At 67.4% G+C, this 18975-nt stretch carries 21 protein-coding genes and 1 pseudogene; 8 read left to right on the top strand and 14 right to left on the bottom strand.

The window, feature by feature from the left end:
- Positions 1 to 14 precede the first annotated feature (14 nt).
- A complete protein-coding gene (locus LK09_RS04795; RefSeq protein WP_052226420.1) occupies positions 15 to 1214 on the top strand; it encodes an MFS transporter in 1200 nt (399 codons plus the stop codon).
- A gap of 681 nt (positions 1215 to 1895) precedes the next feature.
- Positions 1896 to 2108, top strand: a pseudogene (locus LK09_RS21055) (site-specific integrase); the annotation flags it as partial.
- Between the two features lie 308 nt (positions 2109 to 2416).
- Here the strand turns inward: LK09_RS21055 and LK09_RS04785 are convergent.
- The 11 genes from LK09_RS04785 to LK09_RS04735 form a co-directional block, all read right to left on the bottom strand.
- Positions 2417 to 3646 (bottom strand): IS481 family transposase, encoded by a 1230-nt coding sequence (locus LK09_RS04785; RefSeq protein ID WP_039396672.1) that lies wholly within the window; start codon positions 3644 to 3646, stop codon positions 2417 to 2419.
- Between the two features lie 126 nt (positions 3647 to 3772).
- Positions 3773 to 4201, bottom strand: coding sequence for an SRPBCC family protein (locus LK09_RS04780; RefSeq protein ID WP_156138647.1), 429 nt, complete (start codon positions 4199 to 4201; stop codon positions 3773 to 3775).
- 67 nt (positions 4202 to 4268) lie between these two features.
- Positions 4269 to 7010 carry an AAA family ATPase gene (locus LK09_RS04775; RefSeq protein ID WP_052226418.1) on the bottom strand — a complete coding sequence of 914 codons (2742 nt, stop codon included), beginning with the start codon at positions 7008 to 7010 and terminating at the stop codon, positions 4269 to 4271.
- 128 nt (positions 7011 to 7138) lie between these two features.
- A complete protein-coding gene (locus LK09_RS04770; RefSeq protein WP_052226417.1) occupies positions 7139 to 7558 on the bottom strand; it encodes an arsenate-mycothiol transferase ArsC in 420 nt (139 codons plus the stop codon).
- Entirely contained in the window at positions 7555 to 8949 is a 1395-nt protein-coding gene (locus LK09_RS04765) for an FAD-dependent oxidoreductase (protein WP_039396669.1), read from the bottom strand. Before LK09_RS04765 ends, LK09_RS04770 begins: the two co-directional genes overlap by 4 nt.
- On the bottom strand, positions 8949 to 9689 hold the full coding sequence (locus tag LK09_RS04760; RefSeq protein ID WP_039396666.1) for an aquaporin: 741 nt from the start codon (positions 9687 to 9689) through the stop codon (positions 8949 to 8951). The genes LK09_RS04765 and LK09_RS04760 overlap by 1 nt, the downstream gene beginning before the upstream one ends.
- A complete protein-coding gene (locus LK09_RS04755; RefSeq protein ID WP_039396663.1) occupies positions 9686 to 10348 on the bottom strand; it encodes an arsenate reductase ArsC in 663 nt (220 codons plus the stop codon). The genes LK09_RS04760 and LK09_RS04755 overlap by 4 nt, the downstream gene beginning before the upstream one ends.
- A complete protein-coding gene (locus LK09_RS04750; RefSeq protein WP_039396660.1) occupies positions 10345 to 10761 on the bottom strand; it encodes an arsenate reductase ArsC in 417 nt (138 codons plus the stop codon). The genes LK09_RS04755 and LK09_RS04750 overlap by 4 nt, the downstream gene beginning before the upstream one ends.
- A 48-nt stretch (positions 10762 to 10809) precedes the next feature.
- Complete coding sequence (locus LK09_RS04745) at positions 10810 to 11706, bottom strand: metalloregulator ArsR/SmtB family transcription factor (protein WP_082008061.1); 897 nt, start codon at positions 11704 to 11706, stop codon at positions 10810 to 10812.
- Between the two features lie 46 nt (positions 11707 to 11752).
- Entirely contained in the window at positions 11753 to 12244 is a 492-nt protein-coding gene (locus LK09_RS04740) for a GNAT family N-acetyltransferase (RefSeq protein ID WP_039398038.1), read from the bottom strand.
- A gap of 14 nt (positions 12245 to 12258) precedes the next feature.
- Positions 12259 to 13581: an NAD(P)-binding domain-containing protein gene (locus LK09_RS04735; protein ID WP_039396657.1), complete on the bottom strand. Its 1323-nt coding sequence runs from the start codon at positions 13579 to 13581 to the stop codon at positions 12259 to 12261.
- Positions 13582 to 13671: 90 nt separating this feature from the next.
- Here LK09_RS04735 and LK09_RS04730 point away from each other — a divergent pair, with 90 nt between their 5' ends.
- Complete coding sequence (locus tag LK09_RS04730) at positions 13672 to 14040, top strand: ArsR/SmtB family transcription factor (protein WP_039396654.1); 369 nt, start codon at positions 13672 to 13674, stop codon at positions 14038 to 14040.
- Positions 14041 to 14124: 84 nt separating this feature from the next.
- Here the strand turns inward: LK09_RS04730 and LK09_RS04725 are convergent, their stop codons facing one another.
- A complete protein-coding gene (locus LK09_RS04725) occupies positions 14125 to 14706 on the bottom strand; it encodes a carboxymuconolactone decarboxylase family protein (protein WP_039396651.1) in 582 nt (193 codons plus the stop codon).
- On the bottom strand, positions 14693 to 15025 hold the full coding sequence (locus LK09_RS04720) for a hypothetical protein (protein ID WP_039396649.1): 333 nt from the start codon (positions 15023 to 15025) through the stop codon (positions 14693 to 14695). The genes LK09_RS04725 and LK09_RS04720 overlap by 14 nt, the downstream gene beginning before the upstream one ends.
- Before the next feature lie 218 nt (positions 15026 to 15243).
- Here LK09_RS04720 and LK09_RS04715 point away from each other — a divergent pair, with 218 nt between their 5' ends.
- From LK09_RS04715 to LK09_RS04700, 4 genes are all read left to right on the top strand, one after another.
- Entirely contained in the window at positions 15244 to 16224 is a 981-nt protein-coding gene (locus LK09_RS04715; protein ID WP_039396647.1) for an arsenic resistance protein, read from the top strand.
- A gap of 10 nt (positions 16225 to 16234) precedes the next feature.
- On the top strand, positions 16235 to 16549 hold the full coding sequence (locus LK09_RS04710) for a hypothetical protein (protein ID WP_039396644.1): 315 nt from the start codon (positions 16235 to 16237) through the stop codon (positions 16547 to 16549).
- 82 nt (positions 16550 to 16631) lie between these two features.
- Positions 16632 to 16976 (top strand): ArsR/SmtB family transcription factor, encoded by a 345-nt coding sequence (locus LK09_RS04705; protein WP_039396641.1) that lies wholly within the window; start codon positions 16632 to 16634, stop codon positions 16974 to 16976.
- The gene (locus LK09_RS04700; protein WP_039398036.1) at positions 16973 to 17635 is read left to right on the top strand and encodes a cation transporter; all 663 of its coding nucleotides are present in this window, start codon (positions 16973 to 16975) and stop codon (positions 17633 to 17635) included. Before LK09_RS04705 ends, LK09_RS04700 begins: the two co-directional genes overlap by 4 nt.
- Before the next feature lie 2 nt (positions 17636 to 17637).
- Here LK09_RS04700 and LK09_RS04695 read toward each other — a convergent pair whose 3' ends face one another.
- Positions 17638 to 18171, bottom strand: coding sequence for a TetR/AcrR family transcriptional regulator (locus LK09_RS04695; protein WP_197060968.1), 534 nt, complete (start codon positions 18169 to 18171; stop codon positions 17638 to 17640).
- 321 nt (positions 18172 to 18492) lie between these two features.
- Between LK09_RS04695 and LK09_RS04690 the strand changes: the two genes are divergently transcribed.
- On the top strand, positions 18493 to 18975 hold the full coding sequence (locus tag LK09_RS04690) for a DUF2269 domain-containing protein (protein WP_197060967.1): 483 nt from the start codon (positions 18493 to 18495) through the stop codon (positions 18973 to 18975).

The following is an 18975-nucleotide window of genomic DNA, read 5'->3' as shown; positions in this document are numbered from 1 at the left end:
CACCGGACCCAGCTGTGAACGACGCCGCAACCGCCTCCCCGCCTAGCCGGCAACTGAAGCTTCTCGCGCAGACCTCGGCGTTCGCGTGGGGACTCCAGTTCGCCTTCCTGAACCCGGCGCTGGCGCTGCTACTGTCGACGCAGCTGCGCGCCACGGACGCGCAGGTCGGACTCGCCCTCGCGCTCTACAGCGCAAGCGGGTTCGTCGCGTCCCTCCTGATCCCCGCCTGGGCGGACCGCCGCGGAAACTACCTCAGCTGGATGCTGGTCTGCGGTGCGCTCACCGTCGCGTTGGCCGCCGTTCTCGGGTTCACCGGGTCGCTGCCCGTCGCGATCATCGCTCTGATCGTGCTCGGGGGACCCGCCGGCGTCGGAGCCTCGCTGTTCTTCGCCCAACTGCGCGCCGCGGGGCTCGGCCGCGCCCAGATCCTGAGCACCAGAGCGATGGTCTCCGTGTCCTGGGTGGCGGGCCCGCCGCTGGCCATGGTCCTCGCCAGCATCGCCGGAGTGCAGTCTGTGATCGTCGCGATCGTGGTCGTGTCAACGGGCGGAATGGTCTCGATCCTGCTGCTCCGCCGCGCCAGTCCGCCCGCTGAGCCCGCCGCGAGCGGACCCACCGAGGCGGCCATGCCGCTGTCGAGGACCCGAGTGGCCGGCATCATGATCGCCTTCGTCGCGCTGCAGGCGACCAACACCGTCGTCACCTCCGCGATGGCACTGTTCACCGTCAACTCTCTGCACTTGGCCCCGGTCTGGGGTGGAGTGGCGCTCGGCGTCGCGGCGCTCGCGGAGATTCCCGCGCTGCTGCTCCTGGGACGGCTCACCGGCAAGTACAGCCAGATCACATTGATCGTCGTGGGCTGCGCGGTTGGCGTCGCATACTACGTGGTGATGGCGATCGTCCGGGACCCGATCGGGTTGGTGGCCGCCCAGCTGCTCAACGCTTGGTTCTTCGCCACCGTCACCGGCGTCGGCCTGACCCTCTTCCAGGACGTCATTGCCCGGCCTGGGCTCGCCTCCGGTCTGTTCACCAACACCCGCCGCATCGGAGCCGTGCTCTCCGGCGGGATCATCGCCCTCGCCGCAAGCCCCGCAGGATTCCCCGGAGTCTTCCTCTCATGCGCCGCCCTCACAGCCCTCGCGCTGATCATCACTCTGATCGTCGGTCGCTCCCGACCGTCCCTCGTACAGACCGCGCCCGAGACTTCGGAATAACCGGAGCGCCCCACGAAGGGGAGAATCATGTCTGGAGTCAGCTTTGATGCCCGCGTCATGGTCATCACTGGCGCATCGTCCGGGATCGGCGCGTCCACGGCCGGGCTTTGCACGCCTCGGGCCACCGCGTCGCCCTCCTCGCCCGCCGCGCCGAAACCATCGCCGATGTCGCGTCGTATCCGGCCGCCACCTTGCCGAGAATGGTGCCCATGTCGTCCGCTTCGATCTCCGTGGGCTCACGTGGTTCGAACGTGATCGACCACTCCAACGCCGTGTTGCGTGGCGGGGGCTCGACGACAATCTCTGTTAGGCGAGTCGGGGAGCCCTTCGTCCCGTTTGGTTGAGCGGAGCACTTCTCAAGGCCGCTACGGATGCTGGCGGCCATTTGCCTGGAAGAGTCAGTGGTGGCCTCGATGTGTCCGGGGAGTAGGCACTGAGCGGTTTCGGTTCGTGCGTCGCGTTCGGATCGGGCGATGACGAGTCTTGATTCTGATCGCAGCCTCGGGTCATTCGCACGTATAGCCCGGCGTCGACGCCGGGTCCGACAACGGCGGCATCGGTCGTCTCCCCGGTGGAGCCCGTGGCCAGTGGCCGCGTATGCGAGACGGACGTGTTCCCCGACATAGTTCACTGTCATCGGCCCGGCCGGGAGCGGGAAGATGACAATGCTCCGAGTCGCACAGGCACACCGCCGCGTCCCTCGCGAACTCGGCGGGCGCGAACGTCAAGGCGTTACAGCGCATGCTGGGACACGCCAGCGCTGCAATGACGCTCGATACCTACGCGGACCTTTTCGACGACGACCTCACGCGGGGTGCTCTGCTGCACATGTGGGCAGACGACGCTCTCAAGCCCGTCGCCACCTCAAGCGGCGACTGCGGTCCTAGACCCTAAAACCCCAGTTCAGGCACGAAAAAAGGCCCGAGGGTGGAGCCTCGGGCCTTCGCTCCCCCACTTGGACTCGAATCCGAATCCGGGCAATCCAGTTCGGTGCAGTTCGATGTGGTTTGGCCGACAATCCGCGAATTCACGCGGATCTCGCCTGGAGTTGAGTGGACTTGGATCGAGCTCACCGGGTGGAGTTTTGGTACGGATGTGGGCAAATTGTGGGCAGACGCCGAATTCAAGCCCAGAGGAACGCATGTGATGTATCAGGACATCTCTGACGTTTCTGTATCAGGACATCTCTGACAGTTGATGTATCAGGACATCTCTGACGGTCGGATGGGTGCGCGGCCGCGAGGGCGACCGTTGCTGACGTAACGGATCCCGGGTTCGGGCCAGGGGTGTTCGATGATGAGGGTGCCGGAGAGGTCGAAGACTTGCACGGTGGGGCCGGTGTCTTGGACGCGGACGTGGTCGCCAGCGAACGCGCGTCCGAGTCCGAATCGGATGCCGCGGAACTCGACTGAGCCGCTGTCTTGGACCTTCTTGATCCGGACGTCCTCCGTTGGTTCCGGGGTCGCGGTGTGCGGGGTCGCCGGTCGGGGTGGTTCCGCGATCGGGGTGGCGTCCCAGGCTTGCTGCGGGGTGATCCTGCCCGGCAGGGCCTGGTGGGGGCGCTGGGAGTTGTAGATGGTGTCGAACGCGTCGACCTGGGCCTGCAGGTCCTCGAGGGTGCCGGCGAGGGGCTGTTTGTCGAGGTATCGGAACAGGGTCTGGTGGAATCGTTCGTTCTTGCCCTGCGTGGTCGGCTTGTACGGTTTCCCGGTGATCGGCTCCACGCCGAGGGAGCGCAGGTAGACCACGAGCTGTCCGAGCACGCCGCGGCGGGACGGGTTCAACGCGGCCCCGTTGTCGGAGAGCAGTCGCTGCGGGACACCGCACGCGGTGATGCCCTTCTTCACTACGATGATCGCGCCCTCGGACGTTTCACCCCAGGCGACGTGGGACGCGACCGCGTACCGGGAGTGGTCATCGATGAGTTGGAAGATCACGCATTTGCGTCCCCCGGTGAGGACGTACTCGGTGCCGTCCAGCTGCCAGCACGCGTTCGGTGCGGGATAGACGAATCGGCGGTACGACGCCCGTGGCTTCTTGCGCGGTTCCATCTTCGCGACCCCGGCGTCTCGGAAGATGCGTGCCAGGGATGCCGTGGACGGCACCGGTTCCATTCCAAGAGAGCGCATCTTCTCGTGCACGCTGACCGGTCCGTGATCGAGCCCGGACTGCTCCAACGCGGCCCGCACCGCGACCGCCTGCCGGGCGACCTCACCTGCCAGTTTCGACGGGCTCTGCTTCGGGCGTCTCGAGCGCGGCTCCAACGCCGCCGCCGGCCCGTCCACGATCGCTCGTTTGCGGATCGCGTAGAACGTCTCCCTCGAGATCCCGTGCTCCACACAGAACGTCGTCACCGAGCCGCGGGGCGCGTCCGCGGGCCACTGCGTGATCGCGAGACGGACACGAGGATCAACAGGCTCAACACGGCTCATCCCTCACAGATAGGCCCAGAAGTGTCAGGACCAAACAGGACGAAACCGTCAGAGAACTAATGATGCAGAACTGTCAGGGATGTCCTGACACATGACAGCCCAGAGGAACGCACCGAAGAGCGTGAACTACTCCTCTAGGAGGGCCGCCGCCTTCTCGAGGCCCGACACTTCGCTGTCCATGCTCTCCTGAACGGGACCGCTCGTGAGGAGCTTCTTCAGCCCCGTGAGCTCGACGTCGAGTGCGAACGTCACGCTCGTGCCGCGCTCCGTCGTCGCGAATGTGTAGCTGCCTTCCGGGCGAACGGGACCGCCCACGGTCTTGAAGGCATAGCGTGTGGGAACGGTGTACTCAGTGATCCGGATGTCGGCGTTGATCGGCCGGTTGCCGGGCCCGGCGATGACCTGGTGAATCGTGCCGCCGACGCGCGGTTCGCCGTCCGCGCTCATCTCCTTCACCGCGCTTCGCCACTTCATGTCGTTGGTGGGGGTAGTGAAGAACGCGAAGACGGTTTCAATGGGCGCGGCGACCTCAATGGTGCGGGTGGCGGTAGGCATGGCGTCAGTATCCCCCACGACCACGGACAGGTCGATAGCCCTCGCGGAGCTCGCCGCGCCCAGCGAGCTATGACGTCGTAGGCATGCTGTGTCTCCGACCCTGGGGCGGATCGTAGCGCGACGGATCCCACGATCGAGCTGCTCGCTGGACCTCCGCGATCGCCTTTCGCCGAGAGTCCGCGATCGTGGCCTCAAGAGAAGAGCGCAGCAGCGTCCTTGCGACATCGACATAGGCGGCCGCGTCGGCCTGCGCTACGACAAGGGCGACGTTGGATTCGCGGCCACGCGTCATGCCGACATACAGACCGGCGGCGTCGACGCCGGGACCGACGATCGATACGTCCGCTGTCTCACCTTGGATGCCGTGCACCGTGGTGGCATAGGCCAGATGCACGTGCTGAGCGACGTACGCGTCCGACACGACGCGGACGTCGGTGGCGTCGCTCGTGGATGCCAGTCTCATGTTCGTCCCGTTGATCTGGTCGACGATCCAGGTCGCACGATTCTGCACTCCCGTCGCCCTGTCATTGCGTCGGGTCTGCACGACATCGCCGACCAGCAGCCTCTGCCCGTCGAGCCCGAACGCCACCGGATAATCGAGCAGCTGGCCGGCATCGAGACGGCTCCGTTGGATCGCTTCGTTGATCAAGTGCGCATCGGAGTTTGCGGCAGTGACCAGAGCGACGCGCTTGCCCGAGCGGCTGTGCAGGACGTACGCCTCGACCATGGCCCGACACGCGGCCTCGTCGGACTCAACCCGTCGGACGCTCCCCCGCTTCGCGAGCTGCAGCGCAACCGTCGCGGCTTCCTCCGGCGTGACGCAGTTGCGCATGCGGAGGGTGAGGGCGGCGTACTCCGGGTCATGGAACCGGTGCACGGCGGACATTTCGACAACGGCACCTGAACGGCGAGCCATGCACGCCATCGCCCCGGAATGCCCCACCGGGCGGGCTTGCCTGTCGTCGCCGACCATCACGATCCCAGCGCCGGTCTCCTCCGCCACGACCGCGAGAGCGTACGCGGTCTGCAGATCGACCATGCCCGCCTCGTCCACCACGATCCGATCCCCCGCTCCCACCGGGTATTGCGACGGCCCGTCGTAGATGCGTCCGCTGGCGGGGTCCGTCTGACCTGCGCGGAGACGAGTCCACACTTCTTCGCGGGCGGGGTTGGTCGTATGGCGCCAGCCGTGATCGAGAAGCAGGGCGTGCAGGCTCGACGTGGCGGTGCCGATCTCCCGCGCGGCGACGGTGGCCGCCTTCCTCGTGGGGGCAACGATGACCATGCGACGGCGCTGCTGGGTGAGAGCGGCGTGGGCAAGGCGGAGCATGGTGGTCTTGCCGCTGCCAGCCGGGCCGATAATCGTGACCAGCTGGTGTGAGCCTGCGATCGCTGCTGCGGCATTCACCTGCCCCTCGTCGAGGGTCATGTCTGCGGGAAGAGTTCGAGCAGCGAAGCGGATCATCTCCTCGTGTGGGATGTCCGCACCAGGTCGGCTCAGGGCGTCGAACTTCGCGACTAGATCGAGCTTCAGGGTGGCAGTGTGCGCAGACATCAGGTGCTTGATGTGCGCGGGGACGTCGGCTTCGTCGTGCAGCAGGTCGACTGTGTCGTTGAGCGCGCGAGCGGTGACGTCGTCGATGACCTCCTGCAACAGTGACCGGTCAGCACAGACCCGAGTCGCCGCAACGGCGCGCATTGCTCCGGCGCGCACGTCGTACCGGCTGAAGCGGCCTCCAGAACCTGTGGAACGATTGTCGGCGTCAACGATGGCAAGTGCCGCCAAGAGATCGCGATCCAGGTCCGCGGGTGCGACCGTCGCCGGCTCGATCGGGTTGCGATCCCCAAGCACTTCTGGGTCCAGTGCGGCGACCTCGCTCCGGGCCCGCTGCTCCCATTCGGTTTCATCGAACAGGTCGGGTTTGTTGGGTCGGCCGGACGCCCACGCCCACCGGTCGATCTGATTCAGGATGTCCCGGCTCGGTTCCTGCCCCGGGTGTGCGGCCCGCCACCGCGCCAGGTGCGTCGCCCTATTCGTCTCGATCTGGTTCGACCGCCGCGACAGCGGTCGAACCAGGTGAGTGAGCTGCGCGATCTCACCGTCTGCGTTGAGGGTGTACCCATGTCGGGCGAGCGCAGCAATCCAGTCCGGGTCGGTGCGGGCGGCCAGTTCGCCCTCCGCGTTGATCACCGTGTGCAGCTTCATCGCCACCCGGGAGTCCACGTTGGACCATTGCCCGTCGTCGCCTTGCACCTTGACGTTGAGCCAGAGATGGCGGTGGATGTGTGGGTCCAGTGCGCGGGAGCGGCGATGCTGCAGCTCGACGACTTCGATGCGGCGCAGGCTCTCGCGGATGCGTCCGCCAGTGCCGCGCCGAGCGTTCAGTTCCCGCTGCCAGGTCTGGATCACGCGGGTCCGGAGTCGATCCTGCAGCGCCTCGAACTCTTCGGCAACATCCTCATCCAGCAGAGCTGCGATGCTGAACGACTTGGGTGCGTTGATCGTTCCGTCGAGCACGAGATCCGCGGCAGGAGACTCCAACCTGCGTCCACGGTGCTCGCGCGAGTCGGGATCGTCCCCGTTCAGCCAGGTCTCGAGGTGCGACGCATCGAGGAGATCTTCGGCGAGGCCGTCGTCGGTCACGACGTACCGCGTGACCTCGCGATCGCCGCCGTAGCGGGCTGCGCCTTCGATGCCTGCGGTGTGGTCGATGTGGGAGTCGCAGGTGCCGTCGAACGCATAGCCGAGGGCTTGCCGCACGCCATGTGACGCGACGCCTCGTTTCCAGCGTTCCAGTCCCCCACGCATACGTTGGAGGTTACGCCCAAATGCGTTAGTGCGTCATGATTATGCGCGTGTCACTCGAAGTGCCTGCGTGCATAGCTCCTCTTCTCGATCCTCTCCTTGCTTAGTGCTTGGCTCGCTCCCCCGGTGGTCTACCTCTGTTGACCTGGGTATTGTGCCTGTGATCCGTGCGTGAGGTGGTTGATCTGCTCATGGATCTGGTCTCGGAGTACTCGAACTCCCGCAAGGTCCCAGTTCTCCGGGTTCGGGAACTCCCACCCCACGAGTTCGCCCGCCACCGGCCCGGGCAGCGTAAGCCCGGGCTTCATCGTCACCACGACGTCCGCGTCCTCGAGGTCGGCGGCGGTGACGGCACGCGGCAGCGCGCCCTGGATGTCGATGCCGAGTTCACCGAGTGCCGTCGCGACCTCGGGGCTGATCCGGTCTGCCGGGGCGATGCCAGCACTGCGGGCGTCGAACCGGCCCGGTGCAATGTACTCGAGCAAGTGCGCGCCGAGCTGGGAGCGGCCGGCGTTGTGCTGGCAGAGGAAGAGGACGGTGGGGGCTGTCACGAGCTCGCTCCGACCGGGGTGAGGGCGTTGGCGCGGGACCAGGCCTGGGTGGCGACCTGCACGGCATCCCACGGGGATCCGAGCGGGGGCGTGTAAGACAGGTCGAGTTCGGAGACCTGTTCCACGGTGAGTCCGGCGTGCAGGCCGGTGGCGTAGGTGTCGACGCGTTTCGCGGTTTCGGTGCCGAGTCGTCCGATCAGCTGCGCGCCGAGCAGGCGTCCGGTCTGCGTGTCGCCGGTGATGCGGATGCTGATGGGCTGCGCGCCCGGGTAGTAGCGCTTGTGGTCATCCGCCGCCGCCTGGACGGTGCGGGGCCGGAACCCGGCTCCGGATGCTTCGTGGTCGCGGAGTCCGGTGCGGGCGGCGACCAGGTCGAAGACTTTCACGACCTGGGTGCCGACGGACCCGGCGAATCGTGCGTTGCCGCCGAGGGCGTTCTCTCCGGCGACGCGGCCCTGCTTGTGGGAGGTGGTGCCCAGCGGCAGGTACGTGCGGCCGAGCAGGCGGTGGTGGGTGATCACGCCGTCGCCCGCGGCGAACACGTGGGGGATGCCGGTGCGCATCTGCTCGTCCACAACAACCGCGCGACCCGCGCCGAGCGTGGCACCGGCCTGTTCGAGGAGGGCGGTGTTGGGGCGCACGCCGACGACGGCGAGCACGAGCGGGGCGGTGTGGGTGACCGGCTGCCCGGCCCGGGTGCCGTGCGCAGTGATCCCGGCAGGAGTCTTCTCGATGCGGTGGACGGTGGTGCCGGTGTGCACGTCGACACCGTGCCGTTCGAGCTCGGTCCGCACCTGGCCGGCGAGTTCCGGATCGAGGGTGGAGAGCACTTCGGATCCGCGCTGCAGCTGGGTGACCTGCATCCCGCGGGCGGTGAACGCTTCGGCCATTTCCAGACCGACGTAGCCGGCGCCGATGATGATCGCCGACCGCGGGTCCTGCTCGTCGAGCTGCCGTTGCAGGGCAAAGGTGTCGCCCATGGTGTGGATGACGTGAAGGCCGTCGTCCGGTCCGAGGTCGTCCATCCCGGCGATGCCCGCGTAAGACGGCAGTGCTCCGGTTCCGACGACGAGCTCGTCGTACCCGATCTGTTGCTCGAGACCGTCCTGGTCGCGGACTGTGAGGAGTTTGCCGGGGACGTCGATCGCGGTGGCGAAGGTGTTCAACCGGAGGGCCATCCCGGCCGCTTCCAGGTCGCCGTGGGTGCGGTGCGCGAGGGACTGCCACGGGGAGACCTCGCCGGTGAAGTAGTACGGGATGCCGCAGATGGAGAAGTTCGGGTAGGCGTCGGCGACGACGACCGTCACGTCGACGGTGGGGTCGAGTTCGCGGGCGCGCAGTGCCGCGGAGATCCCCGCGTCGCTGCCGCCGATCACTGCGATATGAGTCATCAGGAAGCTTCTTCCATATCGGAGGGAACGAGCGCCACCGCCGGAACGGTGGTGGTCGATGTCGTGGGGAACAGCAGCAGGGTGAGGGCGATCCCGATGGCGGCGCCGACGAGTTGCGCGGCCAGGTACGGGAGGACGGAAGCAGGTGCGATGCCGGCGAACGTGTCCGTGAAGATGCGCCCGATCGTCACGGCCGGGTTCGCGAACGACGTCGACGAGGTGAACCAGTACGCGGAGCCGATGTACGCGCCGACCGCGGCCGCGATCTGCGGCAGTGTCGCACAGGCACGACTGAGCCCTGCGATCAGCAGCACCAAGCCGGCCGTCGCGACGACCTCGCCGAGCAGCGTGCCCGGTGTCGCACGCTGGGTGGCGGAGATCACCGTCGGGACGGAGAACATCGCGTTCGCCAGCACCGCCCCGGCGATCGCACCGAGTACCTGGACGGCCATGTAGACGGCGAGATCGCGACCAGGAAGCCCGGTGTGGTCCCGGCGGCCGAGGACGGCATCCATCAGAGAGACGACAGGGTTGAAATGGGCCCCGGAGACGGGGCCGAGGAGCAGGATCAGCACGGCGAGGCCGAATGCGGTCGCGATGCTGTTTTCGAGCAGCCGCAGCCCGGTGTCGGCGGAGAGCCGCTGCGCGGCAATCCCCGAGCCGACGACGACGGTGACGAGCAGGCCCGTGCCGAGGAACTCGCCCAGCGCGCGCCGGGCGAGGGCAGGACGGGCGGTCACGAGATCGTCGTCGTCGGCTGGACGTGCAGGTCGGAGAGGAGCTGCTCGACGTGGACCTGGATCTCGTCGCGGACGGCGCGGATGCCGTCCAGGTCGAGCTCGGCCGGGTCGGCGAGCTGCCAATCCAGGTACCGCTTGCCCGGGTAGAGCGGACACGCATCCCCGCAGCCCATCGTGACGACCGCATCCGCGGCGCGGACGACATCGTCGGTCAGGGGCTTGGGGAACTCCTCGCTGAGGTCGATTCCGGATTCCTCGAGCACTGTCACCACTCCGGGGAGCAGCCCGGAGGCGGGCTGGGAGCCTGCGGAGCGCACGTGCACGCTGTGACCGGCGAGTTGCCGGGTGATCGCGGCGGCCATCTGGGAGCGGCCCGAGTTCTGCACGCAGACGTAGAGGATCTCCGGCACCGGCTTGTCGACCAGGCCGCGCGACTGGGCCAGAGCGGTGAGGCGGTCGCGGGCGAACTTCTCGGCCAGCGCAGGCAGATGGGAGGTGACGGTCGCGGTGCGGGCCAGCGCCGTGTACGACTCGAACACGACCCGTTCCACCGTCTCCTCACCCACCAGCCCGGTGAAATGCTCGGCAAGGCGTTCGGAGGCCCGGTGCAGCACACCGTCGGGCGACAGCAGGCCTTCCTGCCCGCGCCCGGTGGTCATGCCGCACCACCGGCGGGGAGGAGTTCGCCGATCAGGGTCTCGACGCGGGCGCGGATCTCGTCGCGGATGCGGCGCACGGTGTCGGCGTCCTGCCCGGCCGGGTCGTCCAGCACCCAGTCCTCGTACCGTTTGCCGGGGAGGATCGGGCAGGCGTCGCCGCATCCCATCGTGATGACCGCATCCGACTCCTTGACCGCTTCCACGGTGAGCAGCTTCGGGGTGTTCGATGCGATGTCGATGCCCTCTTCGGCCATCGCTGCGACGGCGACGCGGTTGATCTGGTCTTTCGGCGCGGAACCGGCCGAGAGCACCTCGATGCGGTCGCCGGCGAGGTGCTGCAGGAATCCGGCCGCCATTTGGGACCGGCCCGCGTTGTGTACGCAGACGAACAGGACTGTGGGCTTGTCGTTCATGGTGGTCTCGCTTCCTCTTACGAGAAAGCATAGACCAGTATCTATAGATCAGGGAATGGGTCGTGCAGGCGAGGCGGGGAGCAGTTCGGCGAGGAGGGCGCGGACGCGCTTGTCGATGTCGTCCCGGATGCCGCGGACCGTGGCGAGAGGCTTGCCGACCGGGTCCTCGAGGTCCCAGTCCAGATAGCGGCGGCCGGGATAGATCGGGCAGGCGTCGCCGCATCCCATCGTGATCACGACATCCGCCGCGCGCACGGCTTCGTCGGTGAGAGGCTTGGGGAACTCTCCGCCCAGCGCGACACCGATCTCGTCCAGCGCGGTGACGATCGTGGCCCGCACGTCACAGGCAGGTGCGGATCCGGCAGTGCGCACGGTGACCCGGTCGCCGGCGAGCTGGCGCAGGATGCCCGCGGCCAGCTGCGACCGGCCCGCGTTCTGCACGCACACGAACAGCACGGTCGGCGTCTCCGCGCCCTGGTCGGCGCGCCGAAGATCATCCAGGCGGGTGGCGGCGAATGCGGCGGCGCGGGAAGCGAGCAGGGGGCCCGCGTTTGATGCCAGGAGACCGCGGGACTCCGTGAGGTATTGACTGACGGTCTCCGGGCTGAAGGTTCCGCGGTAGCGGGTCTGCAGATCCGCGGTCACCCGATCCCAGTCCGGTTCCTCTGCCGGGCTCGGCGTCCCGAGCAGCGCGCTGATCCGGTCCGCCTGGTCGGGATTGATCGAGTACCAGACCCGGCGCCCTTCCGGCTCCCGCACCACGAGCCCCTCGGCGTGCAGCGCCGCCATGTGGTGGCTCACTGTCGGCTGCCGCAGCCCGAGCTGGTCGGCCAAGCGGCTGACCATGGCACGACCGTCGGCGGCATCCCGGATCAGTTGGATGATCCGGGAACGAGTCGGGTCGGCCAGCACCGTCAACGCGGACCCCTCCACCTCCGATTCCATAGATGGCAGTCTATGCGGAGCGTGGGTGATCGGTCGCGAAGCGGTGTCAGGTGCCGTTCACGCCGGAGCGACGCTCGACGAGCACAGTGTCCCGCCAGGCGTCGGCGTGTGGGCCGAGCAGCGACCGGGAGACGCGTTCCCGGGTGCCGATGATCCGGAATCCGGCGTTCTCGTGCAGGCGGATGCTGGCGGTGTTCTCCGGGAAGATGCTCGACTGGATCGTCCAGAACCCGGCATCGTCGGCCGCCGCGACGAAGGCGTGAAGCAGCAGCGTGCCGATGCCCTCACCCTGATGGTCGGGGTGGACGTACACCGAGTGCTCGATCACACCCCGGTACGCTTCCCGGGCCGAGACCCGGGAGGCCGCTGCCCACCCGACGACGGTGCCGGTCGCGTCGGTCGCGACCAGGCGCGGGGAGGGGACCTTTCCTGCGTCGAACTGCTCCCAGGAGGGAGTCGTGGTCTCGAAGGTGGCTTCGCCTGCGGCGATGCCGGCGGCGAAGATTTCCTCCACCGCCGGCCAATCGCCCGGCAACATGGTCCGGATGCCGGTCACGAGCAGCAGGACCCGCCGCTCGAGTCGCCGGTGGAGCAGACGCCTGTCGCGGGGAGCACGAGCTGCACCTGCGACGCGGCGTTCAGGTCGCCGTCCAGCCAGGCGGTGACCGAGCGGACCTGCTCGTAACCGGTGGTAAGCAGGAATGTCGGCGCCCGCCCGTAGGACTTCATGCCGACGATGAAGAACCCCTGCTCCGGGTGCTTCAGCTCCTGGAACCCGTGCGGAGACACGGTGCCGCAGGAATGCAGGTTCGGGTCGATCAGCGGCGCGAGGCGCTTCGGGGCCTCAACGATATCGTCCAGCTCGAGACGCACCTCGCGGAGCATGTCCAGATCGGGACGGAACCCGGTCGCCGCGACGACGAGGTCCGCCTCAACCACGGCCGATTCGCCACGGCGGGTGCCGACCAGCCGGATGCCGGCCGGGTCGGTGGGTTCGAGGCGGGAGATCTGGAACGAGTCGACCACGTCCACCACGCCCGATGCCACGAAGCGTTCCACGCGGGTGCCGAGCTTGGCGCGTTCGGGTAGCTCATCGTCCGCGGAGGACGACACGCGGATCGCGGAGGGGTTGCGGATCAGCCACGTCACCCGGGTCCTCGGCTCGTCCCGGGCCAGCTTGCCGAGCCCGATCAGGGTGTTCGCTGCGGAGTGCCCTGCCCCGACGACCACGGTGTGCTTGCCGGCGAACCGGGCACGATCTGCGCCGAGGACATCGGGCAGCGCGTGGATGATCCTGTCGCGGACCTTGTCGGCGCCGAGTGGCGGGAGTCCGGATGACGCGAGCGGATTCGGGGTCGTATATGTGCCGGACGCGTCGATCACTGCACGTCCCGTGATCTCCTCCACGCGGCCGTCCGCGTGCTCGACACGCAGGAGGAACGGCGCGCCGGCACGGCCCGCAGTGCGGGTGCGATCCATCCCGTCCCGGGTCACGGCGACGACCTTCGTCCCGTACTGGATGCGGGAACCGATCTCCGGCAGCTCCGCCAGCGGGGCGAGGTACTCGTCGACGAGTTCCTGCCCGGTCGGCGCCCGGCCTTCTGCCGCGGAGAGCGCCCATCCCGATGCTTCGAGCAGGCGGCGGGAGGCGGGGTCGATCAGGTGCCGCCACGGTGAGAAGAACCGGGTATGCCCCCACAGCCGGATCGACGAGGCGGCCTCGGCCCCGGCCTCCAGGATCGTGAAGTCGACGCCGCGCTCGACGAGATTCGCCGCCGCCGCGAGCCCGACCGGCCCGGCGCCGATGATCAACACCGGCAGGGTCGCGAGCCGGTCATCCACGACGGGACGAGGGGTGATAAGGAGCAATGTCACGAGAGACCTCCGCGAAGGGATATTGATGAACGTCGATGTTCAGTATGTGCCGCTGTATCGACATCTGTCAATATCGATTATGCTCGATGCATGGTCACGATGCTCGAGGTCACCGACGTCACCGCGAAAGGCGCGGCATGCTGCGCGCCGCTCGTGAAAGAACCACTCGGTCAGGCCGACGCGGAGCAACTCGCGACCACCCTGAAGGCTCTCGCCGACCCCGCTCGGCTGCGGCTGCTGTCGATCGTCGCCTCCAGCGACGGTCAGGAGGCGTGCGTGTGCGATCTCACCGAACCGATCGGGCTGTCGCAGCCCACGGTCTCGCATCACCTCAAGGTGCTCACCGAAGCCGGCTTCCTCACCCGATCCAAGCGCGGCACCTGGGCCTACTACCGACTCGTCCCGGAATCGCTCGACCAGGTATCAGCGCTACTCGTCACCGCACAATCGGGCGCGTGACCCCGGGCGGGTCGCCACCGTCCAAGCTTGCCTCTGCGCACTCCAACCGTGCCCGCTACGTTTTCGCCGTCGGAGCGTGCGACATTATCCGTATCCGCGGCGAAGGAGCATCCCGGCGGCCTTTGCGAACTCCGCCGGCGTTGGCATCTCAAAGCCCAACGCGTTGGCGTAGCGGGTGATGATGTTGAAAATCGCGCACACCGCGGCGGCGTCGCTCAGCTCCTGCTGACTCACTCCCGCATCCAGCACCGCACGCGCGTCCTCCACGTTCAGCGCGCTGGGGTTCCGGGTCATCTTCTCGAGAAACACGAGAGTGGCACGGTATTTCTCATCGATCGGGGCAGTGGTGTAATCGGCGAGCACGGCCGACACGATGGCGTCGTCCATTCCTCTGACGGCGATCGCACCGTGCGCGCCCACACAGAATGGGCAACTGTTCCACAACGCCACCATCGCCGCCATGAGTTCACGCTGCGATACCGACCAGCTGCTCGGCCCGCGCATGACCTTCTGCGTCCACTCCCCCAGGACCGGTCCGACGAACTTCCGGTCGTAGAACGCGACCCGCGCAGCATCTGGCAGTCGGTACCCGGCGAACCGGGAAATCATCCCGATCATCAGCCGGTGCCCGACTGAATCTCCCCGCGCCACCTCAGGAAGCCTCACGGCCGGCCTCCTCGATCACCCTCGATGCGACGTCCCACCGGACGAGACCGGCCCCGACGCTGGCAGAGAGAATGACCTCGAACGCCGCCACCTCCGACCCGACAGCCTCGCGAACGTCAGCGACCAGCGCGTCGGTGACGCGAGACGACGCAGATCCGACCAGGCGTGCGAGGTCACCGACCGGGAATGGAAGCTCGGCTTCGTGTCCCGCCCCGACAGTGGACGCGCCCTCACGGATCGCCTCGGACGCGGTGCCCGAGTCGCCCACTCGCGATCGCAACCTGTCAGCGAGCACGTCGTGCGATTCATCAACTGCCACCCTCCGAACCTACGCCGACCCCTGCAGCGTGGATCTGATGAACTCACTCAGCTTGACATCGGACGAGTCGTCGCGAGCGTCGGCGGAGCCGGAATCGCGCCCCGACCCGTGGGCGAGATCCGCAGACCCGCAGGCGCGCAGACCGACAGGTGCACAGCCTGTCGGCCCACGTGCAGGCCGGACTCCATGCCGGGCGCGGACCGGCCATGCTGAGGTGTATGGAGAGGTTGGTCGCGTGGTGGGATCGGCGCCAGGTGGTGCTGTATCTGGCTGCAATCGTCATGGGCGCTGTGGTCGGACTGCTCATCCCGGCGGTCGCGCATCCGTTGGAGCGTGCGATCACTCCGGTGCTTGGCCTGCTGCTGTTCGCGACGTTCCTCGGTGTCCCGTTCGCGCGGTTCGGGCGCGCGTTCCGCGACTGGCGGTTCCTGGGGATCGTGGTCGTGGTGAACTTCATGATCGTCCCGATCGTCGTGTTCGGGTTGAGCCGGTTCGTGGCGGGAGATGCCGCCCTGCTGGTGGGTGTGTTGTTCGTGTTGCTCACGCCGTGCGTGGACTACGTCATCGTGTTCTCGGGATTGGCGGGCGGCGCGCGCGATCGTCTGCTTGCTGCGACGCCGATCCTGATGGTGCTGCAGATCGTTCTGCTGCCGGTGTACCTCTGGCTGATGGCGGGTCCCTCCGTGGTGTCGGCGTTCGATCCACGTCCGTTCGTGCAGGCGTTTCTCCTGCTGATCGCGCTGCCGCTTGTCCTGGCTGCCGGCGTGCAGCTGCTGGCCCCGCGGTTTCCTGCCGGGCGGGCGGTCGAAACGATCATGGCGGCGGCAATGGTGCCGTTTATGATGCTCACGTTGGCCGTCGTGGTGGGCTCTCAGGTCTTCCAGGTGAGCGGTTCGCTGCACGAGCTGCTGATCGTCGTCCCCCTCTTCGTGGTCTTCGTTCTGGTGGTCGCCCCGGTGGGGGCAATCGTGGCCCGGATGGCGCGGATCGACATCGCCGGCCGAAGAGCGGTGACGTTCAGCGGGGTGACGCGAAACTCTCTCGTCGTGCTCCCGCTCGCCCTAGCACTGCCGGCGGCGTTCGCGCTCGCGCCGCTCGTCGTTGTCACGCAGACGCTCGTCGAGCTGTGCGCGATGGTGGTCATGGTGGCGGTCATTCCTCGACTGATCACCGGCGCCGACGCCGCCGGGCAGCGGTAGAGTCGGCGGCATGAGCGAATTCCCGCCGCTCCCGCTGGTTCCGGTCGCGTGCACCCTCACCGAGTCGGATGGTGCAACCCAAGCAGCTGCGTGGCGGTCGTTCAACTCCGAGTTCCGGCGAGACGTACACCGGGAACCGGGGCGCCTCACCATCCGCTACGCCGATATCGACGACGCCGCGGATCGGCTCATGGAACTCGTGGGTATGGAGCAGAAGTGTTGCTCGTTCGCCCGTTGGCAGGTCGAACGCGGAGACCAGCTGCTGGAGCTCACCGTGACCGGCAGCGAGGCCGGCATCGCCTCATTGATGGTCCTCGCGGCTTGACCCCAGCACTCGCGCCCGGCAGTCGGACGGTCGAGGAGCCGCTGGGAACCCGATAGTACAGGGCTATCTGTACTATCGAGGGATGGTGTCTCCCGCTTCCCCGGCCACGGTCACGCACATTGCGGCGCTTGCCCGGTTCGGTCACGCCCTGTCGGACGCGACGCGCACCGGCATCCTGCTTGCTCTTCGTGAGGCACCCGCGTTCCCGTCGGACCTCGCCGACGCGTTGGGTGTGTCTCGCCAGGTGATGTCCAACCAGCTCGCCTGCTTGCGCGGCTGCGGCCTGGTCGAAGCGATCCCGGACGGCCGTCGCACCTGGTATCGGCTCGCCGATCCGCACATCGCGCCGGCACTGGACGAGTTGCTGCGGGTGACCCTGTTCGTCGAACCGGGCTGCTGCGCCGGCGAGGAGTGCACCTGCGCATGATGTCCACCATCTCCACCGCGCGTCGTGCCGTGCTGCAGCGTCGCATCCGCTGGATCGTCACGGCGACCATCGTCTACAACCTCGTCGAAGCCGTCGTCGCGATCGCTGCGGGCAGCGCCGCGTCGTCCGGGGCGCTGATCGGCTTCGGCCTGGACTCCACGATCGAAGTCCTCTCGGCGGCGGCCGTGGCCTGGCAGTTCACCCGGCGAGACCCGGAACGTTGGGAGAAGCCGACGCTCCGGGTGATCGCGCTCGCGTTCTTCGCCCTCGCCCTCTACGTCACGGTCAGCTCCGTGTCCACTCTGCTCGGTGCGATCGAGGTGCAGCATTCGCCGGTCGGGATCGTGCTCACGGCATTGAGTGTGGTGATCATGCCGTTCCTGTCGTTCGCCGAGCGGCACGCCGGCCACGAGCTCGGATCGGCCACCGCTGTCGCCGACTCGAAGCAGACCCTGATCTGCACCTACCTCTCCGCGGCCGTGCTCATCGGACTGTTGCTGAACAGTCTGTTCAGCTGGTCGTGGGCCGATCCGATCGCCGGCCTGGTCATCGCGGTCTTCGCGATCCGGGAGGGAATCGAAGCCTGGAAGGGCGACACCTGCGCCACCTCGGTCGGGATGCTGCTCGAGGACGAGGATCACTCCGGCCACGACGACTGAGCTCAGCTGCCGCCGCCCCGCAGACCCGAAGTGATCGTGCGGATGAGCCCCGCCTGAGATGAGCGGGGCAGCTGCCCCGAGGCGCCCAGCGCCGCAACGCAATACGCCGCCAGCTCGGGTGCCGCCACGTCGCCACGGACTTCACCCGCGCTCTGCGCGGACTGGATGACGCGGGCGAACAGCGCAGCGAGCTTGGCTTCGTGAGCTTCGTAGTCGCCGCCGCTGTGCAGTAGTCCGTGGAGGTCCGGACCACCGTTGCGGGCCCGTTGGAATGCGATCTCGGCGTACCGCTCCAGAAGACCCGTCAAAGCGGTTTCGGCATCGGGCGCGGCATCGACGACGTTCTGAAGTCGCTCGAGATGCGCCTCGACGCGTTCGCCGTGAGCAGTGACGAGGATCGCCTCGACGCTGGGGAAGTTCTTGTAGAGCGTCGCTCTGGACACGCCGGCGCGTTCGGCGACATCGGCCATCGTGATCGCCAGGGGTCCCTTTTCGTGCACGAGGCTCCACGTCGCATGCATGATCGACGTGCGCACGTCGCGACGATGGTCACCGAGAGTCTCCTGCCAGGGCTTCGCCATACGAAAACTATACAACCTGTCCGGTGCTATACACTCTGTCACGCTATGCACAAACTGTTCATGGAGGAGCTATGACCGATCCCGATGCCACGCCACCGCCCCGCCCCGATGGGTCTGGGCTCTCCTCATCGCCATCGTCGTAGCTGTTGCAGCGGTGGTGATCGTCCACCTCCTGTTCGGCAACGCCATGGCCGGCATGCACGGCGCCCTGGTCGCGCCCACCGGCGCGAGGCTCTGGGCCGCATGACCTATTCGCCACCAGTTCGGCGACTTGTGTTGGCCATCCATCTGACCGCATCCGTCGGCTGGATCGGCGCGGTCATCGCCTATCTCACTCTCGCTTTCAGGCCGCTGACCACCAGCCGGATCCTGGATCTTCGGAGCGCCTGGATCGCCATGGCTCTGATCGGCTGGTGGGCCCTCGTTCCCCTCGCCCTCGGCTCGCTCGTCACCGGAGTCGCACTCTCCCTGGGCACGAAATGGGGACTGCTGCGGCACTACTGGGTCTGCTTCTCATTCGTCGGGACCATCGTGCTGACCGGGGTTCTGATCGCCCACATGCCCACCGTGGATCGCCTGGCACAGACGGCCCGCACCGCGACCGCCGATCAGGTATTTGCCCTGCCCGCTGATCTCGCGCATCCGCTCGTGGGTCTCGCGCTGCTCATCGGCATCCTGATCCTCAACGTATACAAGCCGAAAGGCCTGACCCGCCGAGGATGGCGAACGTCCACCCGGGCCGAGGTACCGCAGCGCTAA

The organism is Microbacterium mangrovi (assembly GCF_000802305.1).
Lineage (GTDB): Bacteria > Actinomycetota > Actinomycetes > Actinomycetales > Microbacteriaceae > Microbacterium > Microbacterium mangrovi.
The sequence above is the reverse complement of the archived record's forward strand: the minus strand, read 5'-3'. Positions and strand labels throughout refer to the sequence as shown.